Consider the following 12,894-nt stretch of genomic DNA (forward strand, 5'->3'; position numbering starts at 1 on the left):
ACTCAAAACGCTCTTTCTTTGATGAACATTGTAAGACCTAGCCCTTAGATTTTTGTAGGTTGTTCATTCAAAAATCTCGATTGAAGCACTTAGCATGAGTACCTCATGATTGAATGAATCCTCATTTGTTTGTGCAACTTTTTCTGGAACAACATAGCCTTTTGCGAGCAAGTACTGCTCAGTTGCTTCAGCCAATTTATTTCTTGCAGCCATTTCCTCTTGTAACTGTGCAACTTGATCGTCTAACCATTCAGAGCCACTGTCTGCTGAGGCAAAGGGAGCTGCTAAAAGTAATGCCATCAAAATAGCTTTGGTTTTCATGGTGGTCACCCTTATCTGTTCTCGGATTAACCCGTTTGGTTATCCATGATTTAAGGTTATGTGGCCTTGCTGAATTTAGGTATGGAGGGAACTGACCATAATTTCTATTTCAACGAGAATAGTCAGAACTGACTATAGGGGCAGATACTGAATAAACTCCTATACTCGATATATGAAATGCATGAACTGTGGTAAAGGAAACCGCTTAAATGCGCGCTTTTGTGATGGCTGCGGAACTAAGCTTATAGATAGGGAGATAGACCCTGTATGTGAGTTGTTTGTTGGTCGTGAGAAAGAGCTTAATTCCATTACTCAGGCGATTAATGATGCTTCGTCTGGAAGAGGTAGGATTGTGCTGCTTTCTGGTGAGGCTGGTATAGGAAAAACCAGTACAGCAGAAATTGCGATAGAGCTTTCCACTTCAAGTGGTTTTAAAGCATATAGTTGTTACTGTCATGAGGCCGCAGGTGCTCCGCCATTCTGGCCTTGGATTCAATTACTACGAAGCTGGTTAGACAATTGCTCCGTTGAGGAAATTGAAGCACTGCCTGTTGAAAGCATAGGGCCTATTGCAGAGTTACTTCCAGAATTACTCTCAAAATTAGCCAAACAACCTAGTGAAGAAATCTATACAAATGATGAAGCGGCACGTTTTAAATTGTTCGATTCGGTAACGAATCTTTGGCTTAGTTCTTCTCAATCTCAACCTCTGATGCTTGTTTTTGATGATTTACAGTGGGCTGATGCGTCTTCGTTAAAGTTACTTGAGTTTTTCGCCAGGGAAGTGGAAAAAAGAGCAGTTTTGCTTGTAGTAACATTTAGAGAAAACGAGATAACTCGTACTCATCCTCTATCCGACATCCTTGGAGGTTTAAGCCGTTGCTTAGGTACGCTTAGGTTGGAGTTGTCCGGCCTTAACCTCTTAGAAGCAAGCCAATATTTTGCAATTGTTACGGGTGAGAGTTTGTCTCCTACCACCGTGACGAATATACATGATCGAACTGAAGGCAATCCCCTGTTTTTAGCAGAGATGGCCCGCTATTTAAAAAACGAGAGCTCAAATAACATTTCTTTTAAATACCAGAAAACTGATCCTTTACCTCTACCTAAAGGGATTAGAGAGATAATCGGCCGTCGATTGAATCAAGTGTCTGCTGACTGTAACGAAATGTTGAAGCTTGCTGCGGTGATCGGCAGATGTTTTGAACTGTCAGTTTTAAAAAAACTATGTATGGGTACATTGTTAGATTCTGAGATTGAGGTTCTGGTTAAAGAAGGCGTGAAAGCATATGTTTTGATTGATTCTCATGGCTTCGAGCAGTATCAATTTTCGCATGCGCTTATACGAGATACACTTTATCGAGAAATTCCACTTTCTAAACAAGCTGCTTTACACCTGGAAATAGCGAACATCTTAGAATGTAGTTTAACAGGAAGTAGCGATCAGAATGTTATTCCTCTAGCTTACCACTACGCAGCCTCCTTACCGAGTGGGGACCAGCAGAAAGCATTAGCGTTTTCTGAGTTAGCAGGAAGTCAGGCCGATAAAATGTTGGCGTTTGAAGAGGCGGCAGAGTTTTATCAAACGGCGTTGAGCCTTCTTGATTCCAAGCCAAGTGTTACCCATTTTCGACTTAATATTGTTATGGGGGAATCTTTACTAAATGCAGGTGAGAGTCTTAAAGCCCTACATGCTTTTCGTCAGGCTATTGATATTGCTTCAAAACTTGAACTGAGTTCAGATCTGGCTCGAGCTACGGTGATGTATGAGGAGGCCTGTTGGCGTCCTGGTTTACCTGGGCATGTTGCGGTCAGATTACTTAAAACTGCATATGCAGGGTTGGATAGTTCAGAGAGTTTACTGCAAGTGCAGGTGTTAGCATCGTTAACACGTGCGCTCATTTTTACTGGAGACCTTGAGGAAGCGCATAGGGTCAATATAAAAGCAGAGCGGATGGCTAGAGATCTCGGAGATCCTTCGTCATTAGTTTTTGTTTTATTGTCTGGTCTAGCAGCGAGGTGGGGACCGGAAAGATTAACTTCTCGATTAGCAGCAGCTCGCGAAGCGATTGACCTTGCAACGGAGCTTGGCGATGTGAAACGTCGGGTCGATCTAGCTGGCTGGTATATGTTTGATCTACTTGAGGCGGGGGACGTTGTTGCTGCATTTAAGGCATTTGAATTGCAGAATCACCTTGCACATCAACTTCACCAGCCCTATTGGCTTTATGTAGGTAAGCTCTTTAGGGCTACGTTAGCGTTGTTTAATGGAGAGATGAAAGCATCTGAAAATTTGGCAATGGAAGCAATGGAAACGGGAGGTCAATTAATTGGGCAGGATGTAGCGGGTGTTTTTGGTTTGCAGATTTTTAATTTGCGTCGCGAACAAGGTCGGTTACATGAGGTAGAACCAATACTTACAGAATTCATGAAAAATGCTCCCTCGGAATCAACCTGGCGGCCTGGTTTGGCTATCTTATTTACTGAATTAGATAAAAAAGAGCTTGCTCAAAAAGAGTTTAAGGCCATGTCAGAGGACGGTTTTTCTTGTATACCAAGAGATGCACTCTGGCCAGGTTGTTTAACATACTTAACTGAAGTGTGCGTATATTTAAGGGATCAGGAAAAAGCCGCCGAACTTCATAAGCTTTTATTACCTCATGATGGCTTCAACATCGTGGTAGGGGCATGTACTGCTTGCCATGGAGCGGCTTCTCGTTTGCTTGGCATGTTAGAAAATGTGATGAAGCGTTGGGATGAAGCGGCAAGACATTTTGAATCAGCTATTCAAATGAATGCCCGCCAAGGTGCAAGGCCTTGGCTCGCGCATAGCCAGTTCGAATATGCGAAGATGTTAAGTGAGCGAGGAGCGGAAGATGATAAGGCTAAGTCGCTCAAGCTATTAGCTAGCGCCTTGGATACGGCTAATGACATAGGTATGAAAGGACTCATTGCCAGCATCACTAATTTGAACTCAAAGATCACAGGCTCCTCAACAAAAATAAACAACGCTAAGGGCTTAAGCAAAAGAGAAATTGAGGTATTACAGCTGGTCGCTAAGGGGAAATCTAATAAAGAAATTGCTCGCGAGCTGTATAGAAGTGAAAACACTATAGCTAATCACATTCATAATATTTTAGAAAAAACGGGGAGTGCCAACCGCGCTGAAGCCGTTGCTTTTTCAGTTCGAAATGAAATTACTCTCGATTAAATCAAGATGCAGCAAACATTTCAGGTTTTAATTGGTCTACTTCAACTATCACATCCGCTGGGATATCTGCGCGCTCAGCAGCTTCTCTTATGGCGTCAGCGCTAATGGCTTCATACAGGCAGTAAGTTTTTTTCTTGTCTCCTGTTAAAAATGAATATAACCAACGAACCCCAACGTCATCATTAATCTGCTTAACCGCTGCCGCAGAATCTGGAGTTACTTCAAGCTGTTCAGCCCAATTCCGTTCAATTAAAAAAAGTGCCATAGCATTTCCCTCACTTAGGTACTGACAAAAGCCTAGACCATGTAGAAGCAAAGTGAGAATAGTTAATTCTGGCCATATCGGATGGATAAAACCTGAACAATAATTTACTGGCAATGTATTGAAGGAAATAACTGTTTTTATGGGGAGAGATAATGAATATGGAAACTTTAGAAAGTGAACTTAGACGAAAATTGTTAGGAAAATTAATCTCTCGCTCTGATCGATCATATGAAGAAGCACGGCAACTTTATAATGGCATGATCGATAAACGTCCAAAGTATATTGTTCAGTGTGAAAATGTTTCGGATATCAAATATGCTCTTGGCTTTGCATATGAACAAAAGCTTTTACTGGCCGTTCGTAGTGGTGGGCATAATGGGCCAGGCCTTGCCAGCTGCAATGAAGGGCTGGTAATTGATTTATCCATGATGAAAGGGATTAGGGTAGATCCTATCACCCAGACTGTAAGGGTCGAGTCTGGATGTACTCAAGGGGAATTAGATCATGGAACTGCAAGCTTTGGTTTAGCGGTTCCTTGTGGAATTGTTGGTTTAACAGGTATTGCAGGTTTGACGTTAGGCGGTGGTCACGGCTATTTAACCCGTCAATTTGGCTTAACTATTGATAATTTACTTGAGGCGGATGTCGTTCTCGCAAATGGTGAACTGATCACTGTAAGCTCAAGTCAGAATGAAGATCTGTTTTGGGCAATTAGAGGCGGTGGTGGGAATTTTGGTATTGTTACCAGCTTCTTGTTTCAAGCTCACCCGGTCAAGGATGTTTATGCAGGTCCAATGTTTTGGGACCTTTCTCATGCTAAGGAAGTTCTCCAGTATTACCGAGCCTTACAAAATGATGCACCAGAACAGTTGTGTTGCTTTGCAGGTTTGAAATCGGTGCCCTCGAGAGACCCTTTTCCAAAAGAGCATTGGGGGAGGAAAGTGTGTGTTCTTATTGCCTGTTATAACGGTAATCAAAAAGAGGGTGAAAGTTTATTTAATAAAATTCGCCATGATTTGCCTTATCGCTTGATAGATTGGGCATCCAATATGCCTTTTATTGAGCTGCAGGGGATGTTCGACGATTTGTTACCGACGGGGATGCAGTGGTATTGGAAAGGCGACTTTGTTGATGAGTTAACCGATCAAGCTATAGATATTCATATCAAAAATGCGAAGAAATCGACTCACGAATTATCTCTAATGCATTTATATCCTATTGATGGGGCAGTTCATCAAGTGGGTAGGAAAGAAACTGCTTGGGATTGCAGAGATGCTATCTGGTCTATGGTTATTGCAGGTGTTGATCCTGATCCGAAACAAGCAGATGTTATCACCGAATGGGCAAAGCAGTATTGGGAGGAGATTCACCCATATAATCGATCTGGAGCCTATATCAATTTTATGATGGAAGAGGGGCAAGAAAGGATTAAATCTAGCTATGGTGAAAACTATGATCGTTTGTTAGCCATAAAGAAAAAATATGACCCTGAAAACTTCTTTAGAGTTAATCAAAACATTGCCTAATTTATTTGATTGTCTATGTGTTTAGCTTGATAGGTTTCTTAAGCAAGTAAGGTGTAATAGCTTAGCCGTATTACACAAATACATAATTTTAATGGTGTAATACGCTTCGCCATTGCGCCCTACAATATGCATCCAGAAGCTTTTCCTCTAGCCGCGCAGCGGCGTCCTCTAGCGAAGCGTCCTACAAGGCGAAGCCGATCTCTAGCTGCGAAGCAGCGTCCTGCCCTTAAACATTAAACTTCCCAAGTTCCGCATCCTGCTTACGCGTCAGGTCAGTCATTTGATGGCAATTAGATTCCTGTGCTTTGGCGTTATTAGAGACGGATTGGCTTAGGTCGCGGATATTGGTGGTGTTGCGGTTAATCTCTTCTGAAGTGGCGCTTTGTTGTTCTGCTGCAGTCGCTATCTGGACTGTCATCTGGTTAATTTCCTGAATGTTGTCGCGGATGGTGTTGAGGACAGTGTTGGCTTCACTAGCTATATCTTGGGTTTTGCCAGCTAACTCTCTGCTTTGAGTAATCGTGGATTCAGCATTTCTTACCCCAGACTGAAGTTGCTGGATCATGTCTTTGATCTCTTCTGTCGATTGCTGAGTTCTGGAGGCGAGGGCGCGGACTTCGTCGGCAACTACGGCAAAGCCTCGGCCTTTATCGCCAGCACGGGCGGCCTCGATAGCAGCATTAAGTGCAAGAAGATTGGTTTGATCTGCGATCTCTGTAATTACGGTTAGGATAGATTCGATGTTATTACTGTAATTAGCGAGTTCATTGACGGTATTAACAATATTTTCCATATCGTCAGCTAAATGGCTGATCGATTCTGTGGTTTTTGATACAACCGCAACACCATCGCTGGCTGCACAATCGGCACGCTGAGCCGAGTCGGCTGCATGCTGAGCATTGGTCGCTACGTCTTGAGCAGTGGCGGACATTTGGTGCATTGCTGTGGCTAACTGATCGAGTTCGTATAGTTGTTTTTCCAGTTCATTGGCTGCAGTGGAGGCTGAGTTGAAGGTGTGATCACTGTTAGAGCGTACATCTGATGAGATCTGTTTTACCCGAATAATCAAATCCTGAAGGTAGCTAATAAATTGGTTAAAATCGGTGGAGACCTGACCAAATTCATCTTTAGTGTTCACTTCTAAGCGTTTAGTCAGATCGCCGTCCCCACTGTTTATTTCGACTAGGGAGCTGCGTAGATTTTCTAGCGGCAGTAGCTGTTTAGATACGGTCATATACAAAGCGCCGCTACAGATCAGTGCGCTGATGATGGTTGCGATCAGTGCAGTAATACCAATTTGATTGGCTTCGGCCATTACAAGGCCTTTATCTAAAACTACACCTATCAGCCATTGGCTACCTTTAAGCCCTTCTAACTTACTGAAAGAGACAAAAACGGTATCGCCATTTACGTATGATTCGGCAAGCTCACGGCTGAAGCTAGGTGTATTGCCATCGAATAACTCATTGATGGATTTGCCATTCATATCAGCGTTGGGGTGGCTGATGATATTACCGTTAGCGTTGAGCAGGAATGCGTAACCGGTGTTGTGGAAGTTAAGGGTGTTCAATGCATCGGATACAGTTTTTAAACTTAGATCGCCACCAAACGCGCCTTTGAACTGGCGATTGTCATAGAAGTTGGCTACGGCTGAGATAAGAATTTCGCCACTAGCCGCATCAGCGTATGGGTCAGTTAATACCGCTCTGTCATTTTGTTTGGCATAAGGATACCAAGGGCGTTTTCTTGCATCCCATCCGGTTGGGTTCCACTCCGGATCATTGGTTATCTTTTTACCGTCGGTATCTAATCCGCCAAAAATCAAAATAAACTCTTTTTTGAGAATAGGATTATCAAAGGTGGCTTGTATAGTTTCTGGGGAAAAGTCTGCGTTGATGCTCTCCGCCATCATATCGATCAGTTTTAATTTGGCATTGAGCCAGTTAGTGATCTGATAGCTCAGGACCAAGGTGGCTTCTTGGGTGCTTTGTTCTGTCTTTTCATACAGAGCATCTCTGACACTGCTGTATTGAATCCATGAATAGATAGCAAAGGTTAGGACAACAACAGTGGAAGCGAGTAGGGCAACCTTATGTGAAACTTTCATACAGTTAACCTCAAAGACGAGACTTCAAGTTTATCAATAGCGTGGCAGGGCATATTTCCCTGCGTTGATAACTAGTTATTCTAGACCAGATATTTAGAAGGCAATTTCGGATTATGAAATTGTTGAGTGTTTATCGAGGAGAATATGCAAAATACCTGAGTTGAACGCTTGGTTTTTGTGGTAGTATCAGCGTCCAAGTTCTGCTGTTGTGCAGATAAATTGTTGTCGCCTCAGTCAAAACGGCTGGGGCTTTATATTTTGCGTTGGGTTTACGCCCCAATTAGCGGAGTTTGTATGTCTGATTTACCCCCAAATTCTGAAGAGCAGACTGTTGTTTGCGCTCTGTATAAATTCGTCACCCTAGAAAACTTTGAAGCATTAAGAGAACCATTGTTCGAGTGTATGCAAAAAGTAGGCGTGCGCGGCACCTTATTGTTAGCCAATGAAGGTATCAACGGTACGATTGCGGGAAGCCGCGAAGGTATTGATACAGTGCTAGGGTGGTTGCAGCAAGATGACCGCCTGAATCCTATCGAATACAAAGAGTCGTTTGATACCAGCAATCCTTTTATGCGTACCAAAGTTAAGCTGAAAAAAGAGATTGTGACTATGGGTGTTGAAGGTATCGATCCTAAAAAGGTGGTGGGTACCTACGTAAAACCAAAAGATTGGAATGCGCTTATTTCCGATCCTGATGTGGTGTTGGTTGATACCCGTAATGACTACGAAGTGGCGATCGGCACATTTGAAAATGCGATCGACCCAGAGACTAAGACATTCCGTGAGTTTCCTCAGTATGTTGCTGAAAATCTTGATCCAGAGAAGAACAAGAAAGTGGCCATGTTCTGTACTGGCGGTATTCGTTGTGAAAAATCGACAGCCTATTTGAAAGAGCAGGGCTTTGATGAGGTTTATCACCTAGAGGGCGGTATTCTGAAGTACCTTGAAGAGGTAGATGAAGAAGACTCGATGTGGAAAGGTGATTGCTTTGTCTTTGATGGCCGCGTTTCTGTAAAGCATGGTTTGGAAGTGGGTGACTACGATCAGTGTCACGCGTGCCGCATGCCAATTACAGAAGAGGAAAAGCAACTCGCTTCGTACGAGAAGGGTGTGAGCTGTGTGCACTGTATCGAAAAGATGAGTGATTCACAAAAGCAGCGTTTCCGTGAACGTGAACATCAAGTACAGCTAGCGAAGGAGCGTGGTGAATCTCACCTAGGTTCTGATGTGCAAGATGCTGTTCAAGCGCATCGTGATGCCAAAGCCGCTTATCGCGCAGCGCAAAAAGAGCGTTCTAAAGGCTAATCAGCCTTGATCAAAACAAAAAAAACCATGCCAAGGCATGGTTTTTTTATATCTATCTGAAATTGCTTATTTGCAGCAAGGTTCAGAAATGATCTCAATCTTGTCTTCTTTTACAGCGTGGAAGAAACAGTTAGAACGTTCTGTATGGCAAGCCGGACCCGACTGATTCACTAGGCATAAAAGCGTATCGCCATCACAATCGATACGCATCTCAACTAGCTTTTGTACGTGGCCAGAGCTTTCGCCTTTACGCCAGTAGCTTTGGCGTGAACGAGACCAATAACACACTTGGCCAGTTTTTAGTGTCTCTTCGATGGAAAGGCGGTTCATCCACGCCATCATTAACACTTCGCCAGTTTCTGCTTGTTGAGCAATCGCAGGGATCAGGCCGTCTTCGTTAAAGCGAAGGTTATCAAGTGCCGCACTTAGATCTGTTTGGCTGCCTTTAGCGCCAGACTCTAAGTCGTAGTAAAAACTGTTTTTCATTGTTGCTTCTCTGCTACAAGTAAAATCTGCGGGCATCATACCACAAGGAATTAAAAGGGGCGGGACAATTAAATTGAATCATTGTCCTCTTTTGTGCTCAAACCAGTAACTGGAATTTTGAGACTGTACTATGTTTTCACGGACAAGCCTTTTAGCCTTCCTTATCGCAATACTAGTTACCTTGGTTTGTTTTAAGTCTTGTTCGGTTTTTGCTGAACATAACGGGTTTGATCTTTCCGATAGTCTAATCCCAGCCGAAAAAATACTGCCGGGCGGTCCTGCTCGTGATGGCATTCCTTCTATTGATAAGCCTGAATTTATAGCGGCGAAGCAAGCGGGCGGTTGGCATGATGATCAACAAGTGTTGAGCTTAACATTGGCCGGTATTACCCGTGCATATCCTATTAATATCTTAAACTGGCATGAGATCGTGAATGATAATTTTGGCGGTCAGCCTGTTGTGATCAGTTATTGCCCTCTATGCGGAACAGGCATGGCGTTTTCTGCTGATATGAATGGTGAAGCGCTGACCTTTGGTGTCTCTGGTTTGTTATATAACAGTGATGTTCTGCTCTACGATCGCCAGTCAGATTCTCTCTGGTCACAGTTAAAAAGTCAGGCCGTGACCGGGAAATTCAAAGGTCAAAAACTCACTCAATTACCATTGAATCAGATGACCTGGAAAGAGTGGAAAGCTCGTTACCCCGATGGTGAAGTGCTCAGTCGTAATACTGGCTATTCAAGAGACTATTCTCAAAGCCCTTATGGTAGTTATGACGAAAGCCCTGTGCTGTATTTTCCTGTGGAGTTCCGAAGCCAAGCTTACCATCCCAAAGAGAGAGTTTTGGGTGTGGAGGTTGATGGGAAATTTAAGGCGTACCCCTTTGCTGAACTATCCAAAATTTCAAACGATGAGCTGCTAGATGAGTTTAATGGTCGGCAGTTTAAGTTGCGCTTTAATGCATCAGCTCGTACAGGCGAGGTTGTTGATGCTGAAACAGGCCAAGCTTATCCAGCGGTCAACTCGTTTTGGTTTGCTTGGTATACCTTCCATCCCGACACAGATGTTTATAAAGCCCAATGATTTAGCTGATAAACTATTTATAAAAGATCTTTAGATAAAGTCTAAAAATGGTATTTGAACCTGCAGTCAAAAGATCGCTAGACTGTAGGCGAGTTAGATTTAGTAAGTAAAAGATGGATTCGAATCACCGATGACGAACGCTTTAGGCATATCTGAAAAACAGAATACGTTGTTGCCTTATATTATTGCAGGGCCTTTACTGCGAAAAGTTACGCCTGATCAAGTTGCTTTGTGGTTGGTCACCTCTGAGCCCTTAAAAGGCTCTTTCCATTTTTATCGGGAGCAGGAGCTTGTTTCCCAGATAGATTGTGTCTCGATTAATCAGTCTATACAGGTGGGTAAATCTGCCTTTATCAATTTAATTGAGTATCGACCTGAGCACTCCCTCTCCACTGATACTTGGTTCTCTTATGATCTTGAGTGTGAAATTCGGGGTGAAATTCAGAATTTAAAAAGCCTGTTGCCCCATCTGGTCTATCCAGGTGAAGAGCGGCCTAAGTTTGCTCTAAAAACTCAGCTGGATCAGGTACTACACGGTTCTTGCCGTAAACCTCATTATGCTTCCGAAGATGCGCTGCTACGCGTTGATCAGGTATTAGAAAGCTCAATAGGTGATATTGAGTCTCGTCCTGCACTTTTAATGATGTCGGGAGATCAGATCTATGCGGATGATGTCGCAGGGCCAATGCTATCGGCCATACATCAGACGATAGGTCTACTCGGGTTAGCGCCTGAACTGATTGAGGGAGCCACGGTAAAGAACAGCGCAGAACTATATAAAAGTGAGCATTGTTATTACGAACGCGAGGAGCTGCTACCGCAAACACCTGCAGGGCAAGATTTGGCCGATCGTTTTTTTGCCGGAGCAGAGAAGCCGATTTTTACTGCGGATACGGCACACAACCATCTGATTACATTGGCTGAGATGTTGGCGATGTATTTCTTGGTCTGGTCACCACAGCTTTGGCGTCATATCTCGCTAAACGCAGGCGAAGTTTCAGATAAATATATCGATCGCTACTTAGATGAACAAAGAGAGATCGATCTGTTTGTTAATGGTTTACCTGACGTTCAGCGTGCTTTAGCTCAAATTCCTGTTTATATGATCTTTGATGATCATGATATTACCGATGATTGGAACCTAACCCGAGGTTGGGAAGAAGCGGCTTATAATCATCCGTTTTCCAGAAGTATTATCGGTAATGCGCTACTCGGCTATTGGCTTTGCCAGGGCTGGGGAAATGCCCCTGATAAATTCCCACAGCAATGGACGGATCTGATTCAGCAAGATGCGATTGCAGACGGCGGGGAAGTTAGGAATGATCTGATTACACAGGTGCTTGAATTTGAGGCTTGGAGTTACTGTCTTAACACGTCACCTAAACTGGTGGTTTTGGATACCCGTACTCGTCGCTGGTGGTCGGAAAGTAGTGGAGCTAAACCTTCTGGATTAATGGATTGGGAGGCGCTGTCTGAACTGCAGCAAGAGTTGATTGGTGAAGACGCAGTGCTTTTGGTTTCTCCCGCACCGATTTTTGGTATGAAGCTAATCGAGACAGTTCAACGGATCTTTACCTACTTTGGCCATGCACTGATGGTAGATGCCGAAAACTGGATGGCTCATGCTGGTTCTGCCAATGTGATCCTCAATATCTTCCGTCATCCTAAAACACCACAGAATTTTGTGATTTTGTCGGGTGATGTGCATTACTCCTTTGCTTATGACATCAAGATTCGTTTCCGGAAAAACAGCCCAGATATCTGGCAAATCACCTGCAGTGGCTTAAAGAATGAGTTCCCACATGCTTTGTTGAATCTCTTCGACAAAATGAACCGCTGGCTTTATGGCAGTCGCTCGCCGCTTAACTGGTTTACCAAACGAAGACGGATGCAGATCCGCTCGCGCATCCCAGAGGGTATGCCAGCTAAAAGGGTATTCAACGGCAGTGGCGTCGGACTGGTTAAGCTCAATCAGGTGGGTGAGCCTACTGAAGTGACCGTACTCAAGGCCCAAGGCGGTGATATTAGTTTTCCTTACAGAAAGCCTAAATCGCGCTCTTAACGAAAACGGGAGCAATACTTATTAGATTGCTCCCGTTCAACATTTATCTATTTTATTCGGAACTTTTTTCCATCCTCGTTGCTATCGCAATTCTATTCCATGCGTTAATGGCAGTGATTTGCATGATGATTTCAACAAAACCTTTCTCACCAAATTGCTCTAATCCTTGTTGGTAAGTTTGATCGCTTAGGTCTTGTGGATTGGTTAAAGTAATCTCTTCGGTAAGGGCAAGAGCAACTCTTTCCTCTTCGCTAAATAGCTTCGATTTTCTCCATGCAGATAGTGCATAAATACGTTGTTCTGATTCGCCTTTTGCACGTGCCTGGCTTGTATGCATATCGATGCAGAATGCACATTCGTTTAGCATGGATGCCCGTATTTTGATCAATCCTTTCAACTTATAACCGATGCTTATGTCTGAGAGGTAATTCTCCATCTGCAACATAGTGTTAAATGCTGAGGTGTGTGACTTAACAAAGTCTATTCTCTGTAGCATGTTTCAATCCTAATCAATAACGTTGAATGAT

10 protein-coding genes are annotated in these 12,894 nt (G+C 43.5%); 5 read left to right on the forward strand and 5 right to left on the reverse strand.

Translation table 11 applies throughout. From position 1 onward, the window contains the following. Positions 1-63: 63 nt before the first annotated feature. On the reverse strand, positions 64-321 hold the full coding sequence (locus tag ACMXYN_RS06895) for a hypothetical protein (protein WP_415894090.1): 258 nt from the start codon (positions 319-321) through the stop codon (positions 64-66). A gap of 181 nt (positions 322-502) precedes the next feature. On the opposite strand from ACMXYN_RS06895, the gene ACMXYN_RS06900 reads away from it, so the two are divergent. Next, positions 503-3,532, forward strand: coding sequence for a helix-turn-helix transcriptional regulator (locus ACMXYN_RS06900; protein WP_415894091.1), 3,030 nt, complete (start codon positions 503-505; stop codon positions 3,530-3,532). Between the two features lies 1 nt (position 3,533). Here the strand turns inward: ACMXYN_RS06900 and ACMXYN_RS06905 are convergent, their stop codons facing one another. Beyond that, complete coding sequence (locus tag ACMXYN_RS06905; RefSeq protein WP_415894092.1) at positions 3,534-3,797, reverse strand: DUF4242 domain-containing protein; 264 nt, start codon at positions 3,795-3,797, stop codon at positions 3,534-3,536. Between the two features lie 152 nt (positions 3,798-3,949). Here ACMXYN_RS06905 and ACMXYN_RS06910 point away from each other — a divergent pair, with 152 nt between their 5' ends. Further along, the gene (locus ACMXYN_RS06910; protein WP_415894093.1) at positions 3,950-5,323 is read left to right on the forward strand and encodes an FAD-binding oxidoreductase; all 1,374 of its coding nucleotides are present in this window, start codon (positions 3,950-3,952) and stop codon (positions 5,321-5,323) included. 226 nt (positions 5,324-5,549) lie between these two features. Here the strand turns inward: ACMXYN_RS06910 and ACMXYN_RS06915 are convergent, their stop codons facing one another. After that, positions 5,550-7,430, reverse strand: coding sequence for a methyl-accepting chemotaxis protein (locus ACMXYN_RS06915; protein ID WP_415894094.1), 1,881 nt, complete (start codon positions 7,428-7,430; stop codon positions 5,550-5,552). A 294-nt stretch (positions 7,431-7,724) separates the two neighbouring features. On the opposite strand from ACMXYN_RS06915, the gene ACMXYN_RS06920 reads away from it, so the two are divergent. After that, positions 7,725-8,735 (forward strand): rhodanese-related sulfurtransferase, encoded by a 1,011-nt coding sequence (locus ACMXYN_RS06920; RefSeq protein ID WP_415894095.1) that lies wholly within the window; start codon positions 7,725-7,727, stop codon positions 8,733-8,735. 66 nt (positions 8,736-8,801) lie between these two features. Here the strand turns inward: ACMXYN_RS06920 and hisI are convergent, their stop codons facing one another. After that, the gene (hisI, locus tag ACMXYN_RS06925) at positions 8,802-9,221 is read right to left on the reverse strand and encodes a phosphoribosyl-AMP cyclohydrolase (RefSeq protein WP_415894096.1); all 420 of its coding nucleotides are present in this window, start codon (positions 9,219-9,221) and stop codon (positions 8,802-8,804) included. 130 nt (positions 9,222-9,351) lie between these two features. Here hisI and ACMXYN_RS06930 point away from each other — a divergent pair, with 130 nt between their 5' ends. Both ACMXYN_RS06930 and ACMXYN_RS06935 read left to right on the forward strand, forming a co-directional pair. Further along, complete coding sequence (locus tag ACMXYN_RS06930; protein ID WP_415894097.1) at positions 9,352-10,305, forward strand: DUF3179 domain-containing protein; 954 nt, start codon at positions 9,352-9,354, stop codon at positions 10,303-10,305. A 130-nt stretch (positions 10,306-10,435) separates the two neighbouring features. Then, on the forward strand, positions 10,436-12,367 hold the full coding sequence (locus ACMXYN_RS06935) for an alkaline phosphatase D family protein (RefSeq protein ID WP_415894098.1): 1,932 nt from the start codon (positions 10,436-10,438) through the stop codon (positions 12,365-12,367). Positions 12,368-12,419: 52 nt separating this feature from the next. Here ACMXYN_RS06935 and ACMXYN_RS06940 read toward each other — a convergent pair whose 3' ends face one another. Then, complete coding sequence (locus ACMXYN_RS06940) at positions 12,420-12,863, reverse strand: carboxymuconolactone decarboxylase family protein (RefSeq protein ID WP_415894099.1); 444 nt, start codon at positions 12,861-12,863, stop codon at positions 12,420-12,422. Positions 12,864-12,894: the final 31 nt, after the last annotated feature.

The sequence above is a fragment of the Neptuniibacter sp. PT8_73 genome (genome assembly GCF_047778045.1).
In the GTDB taxonomy this organism is placed as follows: Bacteria; Pseudomonadota; Gammaproteobacteria; order Pseudomonadales; family Balneatricaceae; genus Neptuniibacter.

Excerpts from the sequence above, each read along its gene's own strand:
- ACMXYN_RS06940 (WP_415894099.1), bottom strand. The coding sequence starts at position 12,863 with ATGCTACAGAGAATAGACTTTGTTAAGTCACACACCTCAGCATTTAAC.
- ACMXYN_RS06935 (WP_415894098.1), top strand. The coding sequence starts at position 10,436 with ATGACGAACGCTTTAGGCATATCTGAAAAACAGAATACGTTGTTGCCT.
- ACMXYN_RS06930 (WP_415894097.1), top strand. The coding sequence starts at position 9,352 with ATGTTTTCACGGACAAGCCTTTTAGCCTTCCTTATCGCAATACTAGTT.
- ACMXYN_RS06905 (WP_415894092.1), bottom strand. The coding sequence starts at position 3,797 with ATGGCACTTTTTTTAATTGAACGGAATTGGGCTGAACAGCTTGAAGTA.
- ACMXYN_RS06915 (WP_415894094.1), bottom strand. The coding sequence starts at position 7,430 with ATGAAAGTTTCACATAAGGTTGCCCTACTCGCTTCCACTGTTGTTGTC.
- hisI (WP_415894096.1), bottom strand. The coding sequence starts at position 9,221 with ATGAAAAACAGTTTTTACTACGACTTAGAGTCTGGCGCTAAAGGCAGC.
- ACMXYN_RS06910 (WP_415894093.1), top strand. The coding sequence starts at position 3,950 with ATGAATATGGAAACTTTAGAAAGTGAACTTAGACGAAAATTGTTAGGA.
- ACMXYN_RS06920 (WP_415894095.1), top strand. The coding sequence starts at position 7,725 with ATGTCTGATTTACCCCCAAATTCTGAAGAGCAGACTGTTGTTTGCGCT.
- ACMXYN_RS06895 (WP_415894090.1), bottom strand. The coding sequence starts at position 321 with ATGAAAACCAAAGCTATTTTGATGGCATTACTTTTAGCAGCTCCCTTT.
- ACMXYN_RS06900 (WP_415894091.1), top strand. The coding sequence starts at position 503 with ATGAACTGTGGTAAAGGAAACCGCTTAAATGCGCGCTTTTGTGATGGC.